A 17,874-nucleotide genomic window follows, 5' to 3' on the forward strand; every position below is an offset into this window, starting at 1 on the left:
TCAATTACCAACCTAATAACTATGAGGCAAAAACTTTTGCTGCTGCTGCTATACCAGCTCCGGGGGTGAAGTTTTCATGACCAACTTGTGGGAGGACAACTTCTAGGGAAGCGATACAGCTAAGAATATCTCTATCGCACACAAAACCCAGATGACCTATGCGGAAAATTTTATTACTCAGATGGTCTTGTCCACCTGCTAAAGCAATATCAAACCGTTTTTTCATCAAAGAGCGAATTTTATCTGTTTCGATGCCTGGTGTGGCTACAGCGGTAATGGCAGGACTGGCACATTCATCAGCAGCAAACAAAGATAAATTCAACGCCTTCATAGCCGCACGAGTAGCATTTTTTTGGCGTTCATGACGGGTAAAAATGGATTCTAATCCTTCCTTTTTCATCATTCCCAAGGTGGTATGTAGTGCCACCATTAAGTTGACGGGAGGAGTAAAGGGGGTGGTATTTTTAGCAGTGGCTTTCCGATATTTACCTAAATCTAAATAATACTTAGGCAATTTTGCGGTTTTATAAGCCTCCCAAGCTTTAGGACTGACAGAGACAAATCCTAAACCTGGGGGAATCATGTAACCTTTTTGTGAACCAGAAGCGACTACATCCAAACCCCAAGCGTCTACAGGGACATTGTAAGCCCCTAAACTGGTGACAGCATCCACAATAATTAAAGCCTCTCCATGTTCTTTAACGTGGCGGTTAATAGCTTCTAGGTCATTAATGACACCTGTTGAGGTTTCGCTGTGGGTGATAATGACAGCTTTGATTTCTTTGTTGGTATCAGCTTGGAGTTTAGCTGCAAATTGGGCTGGGTCTAAGGGTTGTCCCCATTCTGCGGTAACTGTTTCCACATTTAAGCCAAAAGCTTGACCAACTTCTACCCAACGTTCCCCGAATTTACCATTAGAAGCGACTAAAATGCGATCGCCTGGAGAAAGAAAATTAATCATCCCCGCTTCTACAGCACCCGTACCGCTGACGTTTAACATCAATACATCACTGGCGGTTTGATGTAGCCATTTGAGGTTTTCTGTCACCTCTGCCATCATGCTACTAAATTCACCGCTGCGGTGACCAATAGGGTGTTTAGCTAATGCTAGTAAAGCAGCTTCTGGAACTGGGGTAGGACCAGGAATCATCAGCATCAATTTATCGTCCATGTTTGTGTCCTAGTTGAAAATTTCAATACAATCCAAATTAACCGCTACAGGGGATAAAAACACAAAAAAAACCTACTAAAATTTTTCGTAGGAATGCCAGTTAAAAACTGTTAATTAACCCCGCTGTTGCAGGGCTGGGTTTTTGTTCAGGTGGAAATAGACATTCATCAGGAGCAATCCACTTTATCACCAAAATGATTAATAGACCAACGGTGATCAATGCTCAGAGAAGAAGATTGAAAACTTTCTTCTAGTCGCTTTTGTTGGGATGCAGCTTTTCGCATGGTAATAATCAGTTGATTAACTTGATTGCGGAGGTCTTGGTTTTGACCCAGAGAAGTCATGGTTTGTCTTTCTAAAAGTTGAAGTATAAGTTCGTAATGGATAGGAGAAGGTAAAGGAATTGGCTCCATGTAGTTTATTGTGAAGTTGTAACTTAGGGATGTTTAATTTTTAATTTAGTTAAACTTTAGTTAACTCCAAATTAATTGTTACACAAGAAATAAATAATTGCAGTTATTCAGTCACAGGCTAGAGGAAAAATGAGGATGTAAACCCTTGTTTTATATGGCATTTAAGGCTGTAATTAAGCAAAGAGATTGGCTATTGCTAATTGAGGATCTGGTTGTTTTACCAAGGATTCACCAATCAGTACAGCGGATGCACCTGCTTTTTTAACTACACTTAAATCCTCTGGGTGATGCAATCCTGATTCGCTGACTACAAGAATGTTTTTTGCTTGTAACTTTTCACCTCTATCTGTGAGTAATTGACAAGTTGTTTGTAAATCAACAGAAAAATCCTCCAAGTTGCGATTATTAATCCCGACTAAAGAAACATCATCTAAGGCTAACACCCGATCTAATTCTGCTAAATTATGCACTTCTATTAAAGCTGCCATTTTCAAGTTATTAGCAATTTTGATAAAGTATTGCAAATCTTGATCATTAAGAATTGCTGCTATTAATAAAACTGCATCTGCTCCATGAATTCGCGCCCAATACATTTGGTAAGGATAGATAATAAAATCCTTGCACAGTAAAGGTAAATCTACCGCTGAACGGACTAAGGATAGATTTTCAAAACTACCTTGGAAAAATTTAACATCTGTCAGCACAGAAAGACAACTAGCTCCACCTTTTTGATAAGATTGAGCGATCGCTACTGGGTCAAAATCCTCCCTAAATACCCCTTTACTGGGAGAAGCTTTTTTGACTTCAGCAATCAAAGCCGGATTAGTTTTACCTTGACGCAAGGCATTAACAAAATCACGAGTTGGTGGTGCTGATAGGGCTTGTGTTTGCAATTCCCGCAAAGGTAGCCTTTCTCGCATTTTCTCAACTTCTGTTTCTTTCTGCCAGACAATTTCTTCTAGAATATTATTTGGTGCAGCCCCTTCTATAGCGGATTGATACTGAAGTATAGAAATATTAATAACTGGGCTAGGTGAACGACGACGGATTTGCATATTTTTTAAGGAGTCAGGAGTCAGGAGTCAGGAGTCAGGAGTCACCGAGTCAGGAGTCAGGAGTTCGGAAAGAAGAATGAAGAAGAAAGAACATTTTTCTCTTCCCCATTACCTATTACCTATCACCTGTAACTCCTTAATTCTTCTATTAACTTACTAATGCCCGTTTATAAGCTTCATCTAAAACTTCTGAAAGTGTTGGATGAGCGTGAACCAGGTAAGCAAGAGTTTGGATAGATTGACGATTAGCAATAGCGGCTGCGGCTTCGTGAATTAAATCTGAGGCGTGGGGACCAAAGATATGTACACCTAAAACCTCGCCAGTATCTTTGCGATAAATTACCTTCGTCATTCCATCAGTATCATTTTCCGCCAAAGCCTTGGAATTACCTTTAAAGTAACTCTTACTGGTGGCGACTTCAAAACCTTGAGTTAATCCTAAAGCATGGGCGGCGGTTTCTGTTAAGCCCACATAACTAACTTCTGGATGGGTAAAAGCAGCCGCAGGAATGCTGCGATAGTCAACTGTTTTCTGACGACCCAAGATATTTTCTACAGCAATGATCCCTTGGGCAGATGCAGTATGAGCTAACATCATTTTGCCGGTAGCATCACCAATAGCCCAGAGATGGGGGATAACTTCCCCATTGGCCAATACCGCCATATTATCATTGACAGGAATAAAATTGCGGCGGTCAAGTTCAACGCCAACGGATTCTAGACCAAGATTTTGGGTAGCGGGAACCCGACCGGTAGCGACTAAACAAGCGTCAACTTCGAGAACTTCTAAATCTTCTTTAGTTTCAAAGTCAGCCAACTCAATGACTACTGGTGAACCAGGAATGACTTTTTTGGCGTAAATACCGACTTTGGTTTCAATATCGCGGGGGTTAATTAAAACCCGTTCTGCCAGTTTAGCAATATCCCGATCAAATCCTGGCATTAACTCACTGAGGGCTTCAATTAAGGTAATTTCACAACCTAAAGCCGAGTAAACATCAGAAAATTCTAAGCCGATATAACCGCTACCAATAATCGCCACCCACTTGGGTAGAGTTTCTAATTTAACGCCTTGGTCACTGGTAAATACAGTTTTGCCGTCTACTTCAATTCCAGGGGGAACGAAGGGGACAGAACCAGGGGAAAGGATGATATTTTGGGCGGTGATGGTTTTCTCACCTTTATCTGTGACGATGGTAACTTTTTGTGTCCCAGATACCTTGCCCCAACCTCGGATAATCTCAACTCCCAAGCGTTTGAGACTGTTGGTTAAGTCCCCTTGAATTTTGGAGACGAGATTGTTAGCATGATCAGCGATCGCTTGCCGTTCAAACTCGACATGGCCAATCTGTATTCCCAAAGACTTGAGATGATGGGCATTACGTAATTCCCTCACCTTTCCTGAAGCCGCGAGTAATGCCTTAGAAGGAATACAACCCCTGTTTACACAAGTTCCTCCCATATCTCCAGCTTCAATAATTGCTGTTTTCTGACCGCAACTGATAGCGTGTAAAGCAGCACCATGACCACCCACACCAGCGCCGATAATCACTAAATCGTAATCAAATCCAGGACTCACTTTTATTTCCCCGTTGTCTTCGCCTATTATCAACTTAACTTTTTTATGTAACTTTCTCAAATTAACAAAAAATAACGGAGAAGCTCTTGTGTCTCCCCGTTATTTTCTGTTAATGTGTGATTGGGCTTGAGATTAGTTGACCGCTGTTCTCAATTCTTTTAGCGCTTGACCAATTGCCACAAAATCTTGGCTTTGTGAAAGCGCTTGCAAAGTCACCGGACTACTTTGTTGAATAATCTGGTTGTAAGTATTAATAGCATTATTCAACTGGTTAATATCTACATCCGCATTTCCTTGATTGGGTACAATCCTACTGAGGATTACTCTTAAGTTATTTCCTAAGTCTGTATTAACACCTGCATTAGTTAGGAAATTTGTCAAGTTATCAGATGCGGTCTGTCCAATTGATCCGCCTTGCAAGAGGGCTACTAAAACTCCAGAATTGTTTCTATTTAATAGGTCAAAAGCAGCCTCATTTACTTGTTTCTGAGCCTCTAGTTTAATCCCAATGATATTTCCCTGCGGTGTGCGGCGGATGGTAATGGAAGATGCTCTAGGTATAAGAGTTTCTCCAGAACCTGAAGGATTCTCATTATTTCCTTCATTATTATTGCCACCATTGTCGGCATTGTTAGCTGTCTCTTCACCAGCACCACTCTGACCACCAGCGTTCCCGCCACTAGCACTGGTATTCTCGTCGGGATTACCATTGTTAGCTGTCTCTTGATCAGCACCACTCTGACCGCCAGCGTTGCCGACACTAGGACTGGTATTATCATCGGGATTACCATTATTAGCTGTCCCGTTGCCAGCGCCACTCTGACCGCCAGCGTTGCCGACACTAGGACTGGTATTATCATCGGGATTACCATTATTAGCTGTCCCGTTGCCAGCGCCACTCTGACCACCAGCATTGCCGACACTGGGATTAGAATTAGTATTACCATTAGAGCCAGTAGTTCCACCGCCACTCTGACCACCAGCAGTTCCGACACTGGGATCGGGGTTGGAAATAGTATTACCACTGGTGCTAGTGTTGCCACCGCCACTCATGCCACCAGCAGTCCCCACACTAGGACTCGTATTAACTGGTCCAGGAGCGCCACTCATACTCCCGGCTGTACCCAGACTGGGCGAAGTTTGGGCTGGGCTAGAGGTCTGCCAATTGAGCGCCAATAGGGGAGTGAGACTGAGGGCAAGAATAAAAGTTCTGATTTTTAACATGGTGATTTTCTCAAAATTGAAGTGTTTATTTAGGTAGGAAATTGAATCCATAGCCTACACTTAGAACAAAGACTGTGCCGCCTTGGCTAGTATCGGTAAGATCCGCGCCGACGGCATTAATGGTCAAGGGAATAGTAGATATAGGTACGAAAGAAGCCCCAACATTTAAACCAACTCCACTCCAGCCCATACCCACACCTATTTGGGGATGAACTTGTACCCCAACTCCAGCAAATACACCTGTACTTGCATCACCTGTGCGGAAATCGCCACCACCGGCTCCTACGGAAAAGGAGATGGGCATTTTATTAACAGTATCCTTAGGCTTTAATAGGGAGTAACTTGTTACCACACCATAGACACCGGAAGGTCTCACGGTTTCTCCACCACCAACGTGCGATGCAAAAGTTCTCCAGCCAGCAGCCGCGGCTATTTGAGTGTTGTTTTTAGCATAGATAATGCGGTTGGCTTTGAGGTCAAAAGTTCCATTTGCACCAAAACTCTTGATACTGCCAATATTATAGCCAAGTTCTAGACCGATTAGTTTCCGGGCATCTCCTAACCCAAAACCCATACTGATACTCCCGTCTGGTTGAGTTCTAGCTTTACCAGTGGTTGCTGCGGATGCCCCTATAAAAACGTCACCCCAGGTAGCTCCAAAGGCGCTTGGCGTAGCAAAGGTAAGTGAAGGAGAGTAGGTTCGCTTGGCTGGAATTACTTTAACAAGGGGATCAACTAATAAATCCTGGCGTAATTTATCAGCATCAATTTGACTGTTATTTACAGGGACTGGAGTTTCTGTTTGAGCAATGATCCCTGCTTCTTTTTGCTCAACAAGAGATTCAATCTTCTGCCTGGATTCTACGTTTTTCGCTAACACCTCTTGCAGATCCGGTAAGTTAGTCTTTAAGGCGGCTTGATTAGTTATTAATTCCTTACTGCTATGGGTTTTAGACGCTATCTCATTTGTTGCATAAGCAGGGGTAACTGAAAGACTGGTGGTAGCCCATATATAGCCTAACAAAGTTGTACATATACACTTTAGCCAATTTGTGTGTAACAACATACATAGAAATTTTACCTTTCTCAAAATTTACTCCTCACAACGGTTATATGCACCCGAATGTATATTAGAGTAATTCCCAAAAAAGAGTCATGTACAGGATGAATTGTGCTATTTTTGTGAATTTGTCGTGAATTTATCAGGAGAATTATGAACTTTTGACACTCCCCTCGGCTAAAGCCGAGGGGATTCTACATTCATCGTCAACTCCTGACAGCAGTTCTTTCTTTAATTTATAATTGCTTAATTTTTAATTTGGATATTCATAAAACACCATTTGGGGAACTAATAAATCATTGGTTAATTTCCCAATTCCTAAAAAATTGGTTTGGGTTTCATAAACTCGCACAAAGTCGGGAATATCAAGATTGAGGGAAATTTTTTGACCTTGACACCATCTTTTGGCTGATTCTGCTGGTAAATTTAGGGATTTTAGGTGTTGTAATGGTGCGTCTGGGGATATGGGTTGAAATCTGCCGTTTTCGATTTCGGTGGCTAAATCTGTGAAGCTGAGACTGGTTTGAAGTTGAAAACTGCTGCTTTCTGTGCGGATTAGGGCAGATAGAGTGCCACCTGTGTTTAATATTGTACCTAAATCACGAGCGATCGCACGAATATATGTTCCCGAACCACAGGATATGGCTAGATCTAATTCTGGAAAATCTCCATCTCGCCAATCTAACACCTGAATTTGGGAAATTTCGACTGTTCGCACGGGAACTTCAACTTTTTCCCCTTTCCGCGCTAAATCATATAAGCGTTGGCCATCAACTTGAATGGCGCTGTAGCTGGGGGGGATTTGCTCAATTTTACCGATAAACTGGGAAAGGACGGTTTTGATATTCTCCAAATCCAATCCTGGACAGGGTACAGAGGTAATAATTTCCCCTTCTAAATCATCTGTAGTAGTTTGTATCCCCAGCCGAACAGTGGCTTGATAAGCCTTTTCTCCTGGTAAATATTGTAATAATCTGGTGGCTTTACCCAAGGCTATTGGTAATACTCCGGTAGCTTTGGGGTCTAAAGTTCCTGCGTGTCCGACTCGTTTCATATTCAGTAGTTTGCGGACTTTGGCTACGCAGTCATGAGAAGTCCAGTCAAATGGTTTGTTTAAATTGAGAAAGCCTTGCACAATTTTAGATTTTAGAGTTGAGATCTTTGTATTTTCACACAAATAGGAAATAGGAGATCCCAGACTTCTTGAAGAAGTCGGGAATTTAAATCAAATGCAATAGGGAAATACCGATACCCAGCAGCCAAAATCCAAAATGGACGATGGTATGAGAAAGTCTTTTTTTAACGGGGTTGGTTTCTGGGAAATGCTCACCTAAAGTTGGTGCTATTTTGAGATGATCAAGAGACTGAACAAGATTTAAACCGAGAGACTGACTAGAAATACTTTCAGCATAGGCGGCGTTAAGATAGGAAAGATATTCTAGTTTTTCGGCTATATAGGTTTGGAAGAAAGGTAAACTCAAAGCATTGATATAATCATGAGCTTGAGAAGCATCACCGATCATATCTGTTGGTAATGCCATTTGTGTACTGTCAGGATTGCTATTCCCAATGGTGGAAAAATGCGTACCACCAAGTAGCATGACTAAATATTTCTGGGGATGAGTAATCCAAGAAAAAGGGACAATTTGCTCATATAATGCGGGAGCAACGGTATCTTCACTGCTACCAATGATCATGATTGGGGTGTGAATTTGGCTTAAACCGGCTTGTCCGAAAATAGAACTGGTGATGGGATTAACAGCGATCGCTGCTTTGATTCTGGTATCTTGTAAATTGTACTCTTGTCCTGACTGGTTGGGCAATTCTAAAGCTTGACATTGCAACAGTAAAGACATATTCCAAGTATTTCGCAATTTGTCGTGATCACAGTCTGCTTGTAGTTGTTGAAAGTTAATTTTTGCCCCTGCTAAAGCTAAGGCAGTATAACCTCCTAATGACTGTCCAAATATGCCTACTTGTTGTAAGTTAAATCGGTGCTGAAATTGTGAATCTGACTCTAATTGATCTAAAATATATTTGATATCTAAAGGTCTATCTTTAAATTCATTGGGGTGCGTGACTTGATTGCTATTACCCTTAATTAAAGATTGTAATTGTTGAGTATTACTACCAGGATGATTGGGAAGAATTACAGCAAAACCATTTGTAACTAAATGATTTGCTAAATAACGAAAATTACTACTATCCAAACCTAAGCCATGAGAAATAACAATTACAGGGGCAGGATTTTGGGTATTAGGAATATATATATCTGTGGATAAATGTCTATTTCTTGAAGAGTCAAAAAACTTGATTATTTGTTTTCTTGCTAAAAGATTGGGTTGATTTGGCAATTTTGGGAATGGAGACAAATTAGCTTGGGAGATTTTAGCAGCTTCTAATTTTGATGTTTGGATTAATGCGGAAATAGTTTTTTCAGTTTCGCTGATCATTTTCTCCAATTCATCAGCAATTTTTATGCTGGAAACCATATCAATTTTAATATTATTTTGAGGATATTTACGTAATAAATTTAATAAATTCAACCCTTCCGGTTCAGCCGCAGCGGCAATTAAGGCTGTGCGTAATGACTGAGATACAAATTTTGGATAATGGGATTTAGTTTTAATTAATTCTGCTAATCTTTGTAAGATAAATTTCCCTTGTTGGGTGTCAAGAAATTGGGCAGCTACAGCCGGACTAATTTTCAGCGGCTGCATTAAAATCTTCCTTACTTCTGGCAGTTTGTTTTTGGGAATATATTGATAATATCCGGCTAAATCTGGATTAATTATTCCATATTTAGCATAGCTTTCTAAGGCACTAATGGGGATAGAAATTTCTAGTGCTGAATAAGAAGCATGAATTTGTTCTGCTGCCATAACAGAGTCACTTATCCCAAATGTTGGCAGCAATATGGATAAAATCAGTGATAGGAAATTCCTTTTCAGGGTGCTGCCCCAATTACCAAACATATTCATCGCTTAACTTTTGTGGTGATGTTGTTGAGCGAGGCTCAAATTTTGGTAGTTATTTAAACACCCTGTTAACAAATTTAAAATAATGCCTATGACAAGCTACGCAAACAAATTTAAGACTGGTTTAAATGAGGTTGCTGCTAATTAATTACTAGGACTTCTTGTAAGATCATAATAAATACAGAAATTATCTACATCAGTATTTATTATGTGTTATTCCTGATTAATAAAATCTAAATAATGCTAATTAATCCTATTAATTAGATTTCTTTAATGCCATAGATGTCAAACTCATAACAATTTAAAATGCACTCATAATTAAATACCACTAATCCGAACTTTGAAATATCATTGATAATGACTAAATTAGACAAATCATTTTGACATGATAGTCAAGTACCAGTAATACTTAATTACTTCTGGCTGTTGGCTAGGAGTCCGGGTAATATTAATTTTAGATACCTCAGCAATTAAAAATCAAAACTTGAAAATGAATAAAGATATCTGTGGTAAGGCTTCTAGCAATTTTGATTATGCAAATTGTCTGCATGGCAATTTTAATTTACATAATTTCATGTAAATCTTCTTACTGTTGACTAACCGTAATATTAAAAACGCCAATTTGGGTTATCATGTACCTAACTGATTACCCAAAAAGATAAATATAAAGTAGACTAGACACAAAAATGCTACTTAGTCCCAAAAGGTAAACTGAGTATCAAGGTGCATAAATTTACAATCTGGGTCGAGGGTGACAAGGAGTAGCTATGTCAGAAACGAGTGACAAACTCATACCTATATCACAAAGGCAACCTGTACAGCGTCGCCGGCGTAAACGTCCAGTCTCCAAGACAGGACAGAAAAAAGTTATCAATCAGCCGGCAGTTTCTAGCCCAAGAGAAGCGGCAGCATTGGCTTGTATAAATAATCATATCAGTTCTGCGCCTATCCCGTCTGGGGGGCGAAGACCAGCATCACGGAAGATGATGCCCCCAGGTGTTAAACCCGTCCCTACGGTCAAGAAGAATACTCAAATTTCGCCACCGGGGAATGTGAGATTAAAGACGGTACCCATGGAAAAGCCGAAAATAGCCAGAAAAGGATCACGCAAGACCAGGTTAAAACCCATGGCTAGAACCATGTTATATGCCTTGCGGTTGTTGATTGTCGGGGTGGGTGTCGGTGCGATTGTGGGTACGTTGTTGTCATTCCTAGACCCTGCTAATCGCATTAATTCAGTTATGTCGGTAGCTCAAACTACAACTTCTCAAAAATCATCTCAAAGTTCTAATACAAGCTTATATCTGGCTCAGGAAATTACTCCTTTAAAAAATTCTTTGCAAACTCTCACCACCGCTAATTCTGATTTGATACCAGGGGTGTTTTTATTAGATTTAGATAATGGTGGTTATATAGATATTAATAGTAATATAAGTTTTGCTGCGGCCAGCACGATTAAAATCCCGATTTTGATTGCTTTTTTCCAGGATGTGGATGAGGGTAAAATCCGCCTGGATGAAATGTTGATTTTGCAAAAGGAGATGATTGTCGGGGGTTCGGGAAATATGCAATATCAACCCACAGGCAGCAAATACACGGCTCTTGATGTAGCTACGAAGATGATTACAATTAGCGACAATACAGCCACGAATATGCTGGTCGCTAAATTGGGTGGACAAGAGGCGTTAAATGGGCGTTTTCGCAGTTGGGGACTGATAACGACGATGATTCGTAATCCTCTCCCGGATTTAGAAGGGACTAATACTACTAGTCCGCGAGAATTGGGGAATTTGATCTCGATGGTGAATCAAGGTAATATGGTGAGTATGCGATCGCGTGATTTAATTCTTAATATCATGAGTCGCACTGAACGAGATAATCTTTTACCTGCTGGCTTAGGAAAAGGCGCAAATGCTTATCATAAAACAGGTGATATTGGTACTATGTTGGCAGATGCGGGGTTGATTGATGTCCCGACAGGTAAGCGTTATATTGCCGCTATCATGGTAAAACGTCCCAATAATGATCCTCGCGCTGCGAAATTAATTAGTTCTATTTCTAGCGCTGCTTATCAACATTTTAGCCAAGCTACAGTCACACCCAGCAGTCCGACAAATAATCAACCAGTTACTCAACCAGTTACTCAACCAATAACTCCACCTATTTCTAATTATCAACCACCTGTTCAACCCTTGATTCAGCAACCTATTCAACCACAGTTGATGAATCCTACTATGCCTAATGGGATGGTTAATAATATGCCTGTAGGCAGTTATCCACCGCCTGTGATGACTCCACAATTGACTCCGCAATATTATCCACAACAATAAATAATTCCAAAAATAATTCAAAATTCGGTGTTGCAGAAAATGTGGGTTTATTGTTAGAACAGCGTTAAGGCTATCTATCAGATGGAGAATACATTATGAATATTCAAATTAAACCTGAAACAGAGGAATTAATACAAGCTTATATTGACACGGGGCGATTTGAAAATATAGAAGATGCAGTAAATGAGGCTTTTAGTTTGCTGCTGGACAGAGAAAGAAGACTGGAGGAACTACGGGGAAAAATAGCGGTAGGAACTGAACAGATTAAGAATGGACAAGTAACAGATGGTGAGGTAGTTTTTGCTAGACTACAAGCAAAAATTAAACTTGTTTGCGTAAATTTTATAACTTTCTCACCATTATTTTAACATTTTTGATATCGCATTCCTGGAAGTTGGGTAATTAAACCCATGAGTTCTAATTGTAATAAAGAACTAGAAACTAAAGCCGCATTCATACCTGTTTTTTGAATTATAAAATCAAAAGATAAAGCATCAATAGTTAAAGTATCTATGACTTGTTGTAATTCTGGTGGTAAGTTAGGAGGAGGGGATTTAATTATAGTAGTTTCTATATCTATTTGGGGAATCGCACCCAACAGGGTTAATAGTTCACTGAGTTCTTGATTAATTAAACCTGCACCTTGACTAATTAATTTTAAACAACCTTGGGATGGTTGATCATCAATTCTTCCTGGTAATGCGTAAACATCTCGACAAAATTCATTCGCATAAGTAGCTGTGATTAAAGCCCCAGATTTTATTCCTGCTTCTATGACTAATACCGCACGACTTAAACCGGCAATGATGCGATTTCGACGGGGAAAATGGGTGCGGTTGGGTGTGGTTTTCGCAGGATATTCACTAATTACTATGCCAGATGTCAATATCTGTTTATATAAACTTTGATTTTTATAGGGATAAATAACATCTACACCTGTTCCCACCACTGCGATTGTTCTTCCTCCGGCTTTCATTGCTGCTGCGTGACTTTCGGTGTCTATTCCTTCGGCCATTCCAGAAACAACGGTAAAACCATTTTTGGCTAATGCGGTACTAATTTGACGCGTCCATTTAATTCCGTATTCTGTGGGTTGACGAGTTCCCACAATTCCCACTAAGGGTTTTTGTCCTGAATTTTCCTGTAAATCAACTTCTCCCCGATAGTACAATAATGGGGGTGGACTGGGGATTTCTCGCAGTAATTGGGGATATTCTGAGTCTGCTGGTGTCCAGAAATGGGGGTTTATTTGTTGGTGTTGAATGAGGAGTTGTTCTGGGTTTAAACGGGATTTTTGTTGAACAACTTTTTCTAATGTTTGAAATCCGAAACCTTCAACTTTTCGTAATTCTCCAGGACTGGCTTTCCAAGCTGTTTCTAAATTACCAAAGTGCTGTTGTACTCTTTGTAATAATATGGGACCAATTCCCGAAATTTGCGACCAGGCTAACCAATATTTACGTTCTTCTGTGTTTGACATAGGAAATTAAGATTTTTAGAATGATTTAACGCAGATAAACGCAGATGGACGCGGATGAATACGGATGATTTTTATTCTGTGCAATTAGATTAAACTTTTGCTAAATGTTGATTTTTTAAATAATCAAATACTGATTTATCGCCAATGTCGGGAGGAATGGGTTGGATAATTTTTCTCACAGCAAAGATTAAAAAGAAAATTGCCCAAGTTGCTAATAAAATCGGTTCTGCTGGTGTTGATAAAATTCCGGTTAAATGTCCTAATAGTAGTAAGGGAACAAGGGGGGTTAAGATTTTGGTTTCTAAACGATGGAAACAAAAACCTTCTTTGAAAAAAATTCCTGTCAAAGCGGCAAAGGTAAAACCAATTCCTAATATGGTTAGGGGTTGATTATAAATAGTAATTGCAAATGCTTGACTATCACTATGTCCAAAAATAAAGGCACAAATGCTGCCAATTATCCAAAAAACTTGGAGAATGCGGTGCAAAGATGCCATGTAAATATGAATAGTTAATAAACTAACTCCAAGTGCAATACTAAAACAGGTGTAGAGAGGGGTCAGGGCGGCAATTGCAGCGGGTTGGGGATAAAATAAGGCTAAACCGCTACCAATGGCAAAACACAGGGCTGCTATCGTTAGCCCTGCCCGATAAATTATCACACTTTGGCGATCGCTTTGGGTAATTGTAAATTCGCCAAATTGACCTTGATATATTTCCGGTGATATTGTTTGTGTCGTCATAAATAGTATATTCCTTAATAGTATAGTCTTTAGATCCCCGACTTCTTGAAGAAGTCGGGGATCTTGTTTTTGTTTTCAATGTCTCTTTCCAGCACCTAAATATAATTCTCCCACTTTCGGATCATTTAATAATTCTCTACCTGGTCCTGACATAGCATCTTTCCCTGATTCTAACACATAACCACGATCTGCCATTTCTAAGGCTTTTCTGGCATTTTGTTCAACTAAAACTATCGCAGTCCCTGATGCTTTGATTTGTTTAATTTGCTCAAATACTTGAGTTACCAAAATGGGCGATAATGCGGCGGAAGGTTCATCTAAAAGCAGTAAACTCGGTTCTAACATTAATGCTTTTCCCATTGCTAACATTTGCCTTTCTCCACCGGAAAGAGTTCCCGCGCGTTGACGACGGCGATCGCTCAATCGGGGAAACATATTGTATATTTTATCTTTAAGAGGTTTTAATGGGATATTCCGCACAAAAGCCCCCATTTCTAAGTTTTCATCTATGGTTAAAGATGGAAAAACATTAGCAATTTGCGGAACATAAGACATTCCTTTGGCGACAATTTGATTTGATTTTAAACCAATTAAATTTTTCTCTTTAAAGGTAATAGTTCCAGTATGAGGTGTTAAAAGTCCAAAAATAGTTTTTACTAAGGTGGATTTACCTGCACCATTGGGACCAATGACTGTGACTAATTCTCCTGGTGCAATGTGAAAGTTGATACCTTGCAAAATATCTACATCTTTAATATATCCAGCGTGGACATTTTCTACTTTTAATAAATAGTTATTAGTCATTTGTGATTAGACATTTGTAGGGATTTGGTAATGCTTACTCCTGTCAACTGAAGCTTAAAATAGCTTATCTGTTAGCTGACCTACCCGCCCGGAAATAAATTTCCGGTCTTATAGCTAAAGTGCGTTAAAACGCACTCTAATTACCTAAAAATCAACCTTCATGTTTTCAATTGAAGAAATAAGGACACAATAGTCGGTTTTAACCGACTTTAGCTATAAGACAGGGAATTTATTCCCTGGATTCTGGATTCTGGATTCTAGATTCTGGAACTTCTGACTATGCTGTGATTTTTTGCAATTCTGGTCTTTCTTCTGGTAAAATCGCCTCTTCCACTGGGCAAACTGCTATACAAATGCCACAATCTATACAGGTAGCGAAGTCAATCCAGTACCAACCTGTACCTTTAACGTTTTTCCCTGGACCTTCATGAATACAAGCTACAGGACAAGCACTTACGCAGTCAGCAACACCTTCACAAACGTCTGTAACAATGGTATGTGGCATTTTTTCCGATTCCCTCTTTTTTGTCAGTCTCTCTTGTTCTACTCCTGTAGGGGTTTAGCATTGCTAAACCCCTACAACTCCTTTTTAACATCCTGCTTCGATGGTATGTGAGCCATCGGCTTTAATCCAAGCAATTTGGGCAATGGTGCGATCGCTTGCATATTGACGAATCGCCTCTGCGTCCCTATCTCCCAAATCTATTTCTACTCTAATTAAATCAGAAGAATTACGTAATTTCTCAGCATAGGCAAAAGCCGCAGCTTCAGCGCCGGGGGTTTCTGGGACGACTAACCAATTACTAGCGGGGATATCCTGGGGTAGTTGCTGATTTAATAGGAGAATTTGGTATAAATCATCAATATTCAGTTCAAAGCCGATACCGGGAATATTTTCTTTTTGGGGATGATATAAACCTAGTAATTGGTCATAACGACCACCACTTCCTAAAATCTGTGCTTGGGAATTTGTCTCACTAACTACTTCAAAAACAATGCCTGTGTAGTAGTCAATGGTTTGAATTAGGCTCAAATCAAGGATTAAAGGAAATTTGCCATCTAGTAATGCTACTAGGGATTTGAGGTTATTTATTGCCTCATGCTGGTCTGGTTCTAGATGTAAACTGCTGACTTTTTCTAAAACCTCTCGACTATCACCCCGCAAATCCAACATGATTTTAGCGCGTTGGCGGAGTTCTTCGCTCAAAGGTAAGGTATCAATAGCTATACTATCCAAATTAGCGATCGCCCTGCGGACTTGATTTCTGATTTCCGGGGGAAAAGCATTCAGCAAAGAACGAGTAATTCCCGCTTCCCCTAAAATTAACCGCCACCCTTGTAAACCCAATGCTGTTAAACAATCTGCGACTAATAGCAATACTTCCGCATTGGCTAATAATCCCCCCGCACCCAGTAACTCCACCCCAGCTTGATAATACTCTTGCTGACGATTATGGCGGCCTTCCCAATTACGGCGGAAAACATTAGCGTTGTAATATAGTCGCTGGGGATAGGTCGCATCTGTCATGCGAGTCACCACTGTGCGGGCGATAGAGGCAGTCAATTCTGGACGCAATCCCAATTCTTCATTTTGACTATTTTGGAGTTGAATCACCATGGGACGCTGAATTGCTTCACCTGCCATGAGGGTATCCATTCGTTCCAGAGTTGAGGTGATAATCCTGTGATATCCCCAACGTTGAAATACTTGTTCTAATCTATCTTCAATCCAGCGTTTTTGCGCCACATCTAAAGGTAGTAGATCCCTTGCTCCCGCTGCTGGTTGATACACCATTATTTTTTCTTCCCACCAAACAAACCACCAAACAAACCACTTTTTCCAGACTTATCTGGTTGCTTCTCTTCAGTTTTAGAAGCGGAACTCCCTTGAGAACCACTGTTTCTAATTCCTAAAGCTTGATCTACCTTGGGTTTCCATTCCAAAGCGATTTTTTCATTAGGATCTATTTTCAGGGCATTATCAAAGTGAATTTTTGCCATTTTCAGTTGATTTTGCCGTAAATATACCATTGCGATTAAACTATGGCAACGACTATTTTTCGGCTCTAACTTTAGGGCTTCCTGTAATTCTACTTTGGACTGGGACAATTGGTTTGTTTCTAGCAAATTTTGAGCGCGACGCAGGTATTGTTCTACTGGTGAATCTTCTTCGGGTGGTAAGGTTAGAGTTGGTGGTAAATTTGGGGCAGAACCTTGAGGTTGACTAGATGGGGGCTGATTCGTTGACCCTCCTGCCACCCGCATCAGGTAAACTAGATTTAGCTCACTAATTTGAGCGATAATTTGGGATGCTTGTTGCAAATCACTAAATTGAGTTTCGGCAATTTTAGCGATCGCTTCCTGATAGGACATACTAATATTAGGCGCAGTTATCAATTGCTGGGCTAGTTCCGTTTTTAATCTGATTGCTCCTGGTTGTTGTGCAAACCGTTTGCCCATTTGTGATAAAATAAACAAGTATTCAGCCCGATTGGCTTCTACCGACAGCTTTTTATAAGCCGGGTTAACTAGCTTTGCAAACAGTTGATTAGCTATATCTTTTTCTAATGCACCCACTACCTTGGAACTATCTGGGTGTAAGCGCCGGGCAATTTGTAAATAACGTTTACGTATTTCTGGAAATTCAGCATTAACTGGCACACACAAAATTGCGTGATGATCTATGAAATCATAGATAAATAATCCACCATCTATTTTTAACGACATCTTTATTACAAGTATTGCACCACAGCATATTCTTTTTAGTTTACAGGGAATAATAGAGAGTTGCAAATCTAGTCATAACCAAAAAGTTGAATCAGAGAAACTACGGTGCGGACACATATTTAATAAACCCCACCCTAACCCTCCCCTTGGTAAGGGGAGGGAACTGAATTTTCCGGTTTCCCCCCTTAGCCCGGATTTCTCACAAAGAAAAGAAAAAAAGGGGTCAAAAACTGCGAAAATGTATATCTAAAAAGCATTTCAGCAATTATAAAATATGACCCCAATAAGAACAGATAGTACACCAAAACAG

At 40.1% G+C, this 17,874-nt stretch carries 16 protein-coding genes; 2 read left to right on the forward strand and 14 right to left on the reverse strand.

Translation table 11 applies throughout. The features are described from left to right. Window positions 1–19: 19 nt before the first annotated feature. From FJR09_RS02240 to FJR09_RS02275, 8 genes are all read right to left on the reverse strand, one after another. On the reverse strand, window positions 20–1,171 hold the full coding sequence (locus FJR09_RS02240) for an alanine--glyoxylate aminotransferase family protein (protein ID WP_015080443.1): 1,152 nt from the start codon (window positions 1,169–1,171) through the stop codon (window positions 20–22). Between the two features lie 167 nt (window positions 1,172–1,338). Then, window positions 1,339–1,584 carry a DUF5340 domain-containing protein gene (locus FJR09_RS02245; RefSeq protein ID WP_015080444.1) on the reverse strand — a complete coding sequence of 82 codons (246 nt, stop codon included), beginning with the start codon at window positions 1,582–1,584 and terminating at the stop codon, window positions 1,339–1,341. A gap of 173 nt (window positions 1,585–1,757) precedes the next feature. Beyond that, a complete protein-coding gene (gene trpC, locus FJR09_RS02250; RefSeq protein WP_015080445.1) occupies window positions 1,758–2,639 on the reverse strand; it encodes an indole-3-glycerol phosphate synthase TrpC in 882 nt (293 codons plus the stop codon). Window positions 2,640–2,787: 148 nt separating this feature from the next. After that, on the reverse strand, window positions 2,788–4,218 hold the full coding sequence (gene lpdA, locus FJR09_RS02255) for a dihydrolipoyl dehydrogenase (protein WP_168633561.1): 1,431 nt from the start codon (window positions 4,216–4,218) through the stop codon (window positions 2,788–2,790). A 132-nt stretch (window positions 4,219–4,350) separates the two neighbouring features. Continuing rightward, a complete protein-coding gene (locus FJR09_RS02260) occupies window positions 4,351–5,442 on the reverse strand; it encodes a hypothetical protein (RefSeq protein ID WP_168654008.1) in 1,092 nt (363 codons plus the stop codon). 25 nt (window positions 5,443–5,467) lie between these two features. Continuing rightward, window positions 5,468–6,508 (reverse strand): hypothetical protein, encoded by a 1,041-nt coding sequence (locus tag FJR09_RS02265; RefSeq protein ID WP_148279049.1) that lies wholly within the window; start codon window positions 6,506–6,508, stop codon window positions 5,468–5,470. Window positions 6,509–6,755: 247 nt separating this feature from the next. Further along, entirely contained in the window at window positions 6,756–7,637 is an 882-nt protein-coding gene (truB, locus tag FJR09_RS02270; protein ID WP_015080449.1) for a tRNA pseudouridine(55) synthase TruB, read from the reverse strand. Between the two features lie 85 nt (window positions 7,638–7,722). Continuing rightward, on the reverse strand, window positions 7,723–9,483 hold the full coding sequence (locus FJR09_RS02275; RefSeq protein WP_168652415.1) for an alpha/beta hydrolase: 1,761 nt from the start codon (window positions 9,481–9,483) through the stop codon (window positions 7,723–7,725). A gap of 764 nt (window positions 9,484–10,247) precedes the next feature. On the opposite strand from FJR09_RS02275, the gene FJR09_RS02280 reads away from it, so the two are divergent. Then, entirely contained in the window at window positions 10,248–11,810 is a 1,563-nt protein-coding gene (locus tag FJR09_RS02280; RefSeq protein WP_168652416.1) for a serine hydrolase, read from the forward strand. A gap of 95 nt (window positions 11,811–11,905) precedes the next feature. Next, complete coding sequence (locus FJR09_RS02285) at window positions 11,906–12,178, forward strand: hypothetical protein (protein ID WP_015080452.1); 273 nt, start codon at window positions 11,906–11,908, stop codon at window positions 12,176–12,178. On the opposite strand, the gene dprA is transcribed toward FJR09_RS02285, so the two are convergent. From dprA to FJR09_RS02315, 6 genes are all read right to left on the reverse strand, one after another. Continuing rightward, window positions 12,175–13,290, reverse strand: coding sequence for a DNA-processing protein DprA (gene dprA / locus FJR09_RS02290; RefSeq protein ID WP_015080453.1), 1,116 nt, complete (start codon window positions 13,288–13,290; stop codon window positions 12,175–12,177). The genes FJR09_RS02285 and dprA overlap by 4 nt on opposite strands. Window positions 13,291–13,379: 89 nt before the next feature. Then, entirely contained in the window at window positions 13,380–14,033 is a 654-nt protein-coding gene (locus tag FJR09_RS02295) for a DUF2301 domain-containing membrane protein (RefSeq protein ID WP_168652417.1), read from the reverse strand. 75 nt (window positions 14,034–14,108) lie between these two features. After that, entirely contained in the window at window positions 14,109–14,837 is a 729-nt protein-coding gene (locus FJR09_RS02300; RefSeq protein ID WP_015080455.1) for an ABC transporter ATP-binding protein, read from the reverse strand. A 277-nt stretch (window positions 14,838–15,114) separates the two neighbouring features. Next, window positions 15,115–15,342 carry a ferredoxin family protein gene (locus FJR09_RS02305; protein ID WP_015080456.1) on the reverse strand — a complete coding sequence of 76 codons (228 nt, stop codon included), beginning with the start codon at window positions 15,340–15,342 and terminating at the stop codon, window positions 15,115–15,117. Window positions 15,343–15,426: 84 nt separating this feature from the next. Beyond that, window positions 15,427–16,632 (reverse strand): ATP phosphoribosyltransferase regulatory subunit, encoded by a 1,206-nt coding sequence (locus tag FJR09_RS02310; RefSeq protein WP_015080457.1) that lies wholly within the window; start codon window positions 16,630–16,632, stop codon window positions 15,427–15,429. Continuing rightward, a complete protein-coding gene (locus FJR09_RS02315; protein ID WP_015080458.1) occupies window positions 16,632–17,564 on the reverse strand; it encodes a J domain-containing protein in 933 nt (310 codons plus the stop codon). The genes FJR09_RS02310 and FJR09_RS02315 overlap by 1 nt, the downstream gene beginning before the upstream one ends. Window positions 17,565–17,874 lie beyond the last annotated feature (310 nt).

It is taken from the genome of Dolichospermum sp. UHCC 0406, from assembly GCF_009712025.1.
Lineage (GTDB): Bacteria > Cyanobacteriota > Cyanobacteriia > Cyanobacteriales > Nostocaceae > Dolichospermum > Dolichospermum lemmermannii.

Bases quoted from the DNA above. Each gene is read 5' to 3' on its own strand.
- FJR09_RS02240 (WP_015080443.1), bottom strand. From the start codon at position 1,171: ATGGACGATAAATTGATGCTGATGATTCCTGGTCCTACCCCAGTTCCA.
- FJR09_RS02245 (WP_015080444.1), bottom strand. From the start codon at position 1,584: ATGGAGCCAATTCCTTTACCTTCTCCTATCCATTACGAACTTATACTT.
- trpC (WP_015080445.1), bottom strand. From the start codon at position 2,639: ATGCAAATCCGTCGTCGTTCACCTAGCCCAGTTATTAATATTTCTATA.
- FJR09_RS02260 (WP_168654008.1), bottom strand. From the start codon at position 5,442: ATGTTAAAAATCAGAACTTTTATTCTTGCCCTCAGTCTCACTCCCCTA.
- FJR09_RS02265 (WP_148279049.1), bottom strand. From the start codon at position 6,508: ATGTTGTTACACACAAATTGGCTAAAGTGTATATGTACAACTTTGTTA.
- FJR09_RS02275 (WP_168652415.1), bottom strand. From the start codon at position 9,483: ATGAATATGTTTGGTAATTGGGGCAGCACCCTGAAAAGGAATTTCCTA.
- FJR09_RS02280 (WP_168652416.1), top strand. From the start codon at position 10,248: ATGTCAGAAACGAGTGACAAACTCATACCTATATCACAAAGGCAACCT.
- FJR09_RS02285 (WP_015080452.1), top strand. From the start codon at position 11,906: ATGAATATTCAAATTAAACCTGAAACAGAGGAATTAATACAAGCTTAT.
- dprA (WP_015080453.1), bottom strand. From the start codon at position 13,290: ATGTCAAACACAGAAGAACGTAAATATTGGTTAGCCTGGTCGCAAATT.
- FJR09_RS02295 (WP_168652417.1), bottom strand. From the start codon at position 14,033: ATGACGACACAAACAATATCACCGGAAATATATCAAGGTCAATTTGGC.
- FJR09_RS02300 (WP_015080455.1), bottom strand. From the start codon at position 14,837: ATGACTAATAACTATTTATTAAAAGTAGAAAATGTCCACGCTGGATAT.
- FJR09_RS02305 (WP_015080456.1), bottom strand. From the start codon at position 15,342: ATGCCACATACCATTGTTACAGACGTTTGTGAAGGTGTTGCTGACTGC.
- FJR09_RS02310 (WP_015080457.1), bottom strand. From the start codon at position 16,632: ATGGTGTATCAACCAGCAGCGGGAGCAAGGGATCTACTACCTTTAGAT.
- FJR09_RS02315 (WP_015080458.1), bottom strand. From the start codon at position 17,564: ATGTCGTTAAAAATAGATGGTGGATTATTTATCTATGATTTCATAGAT.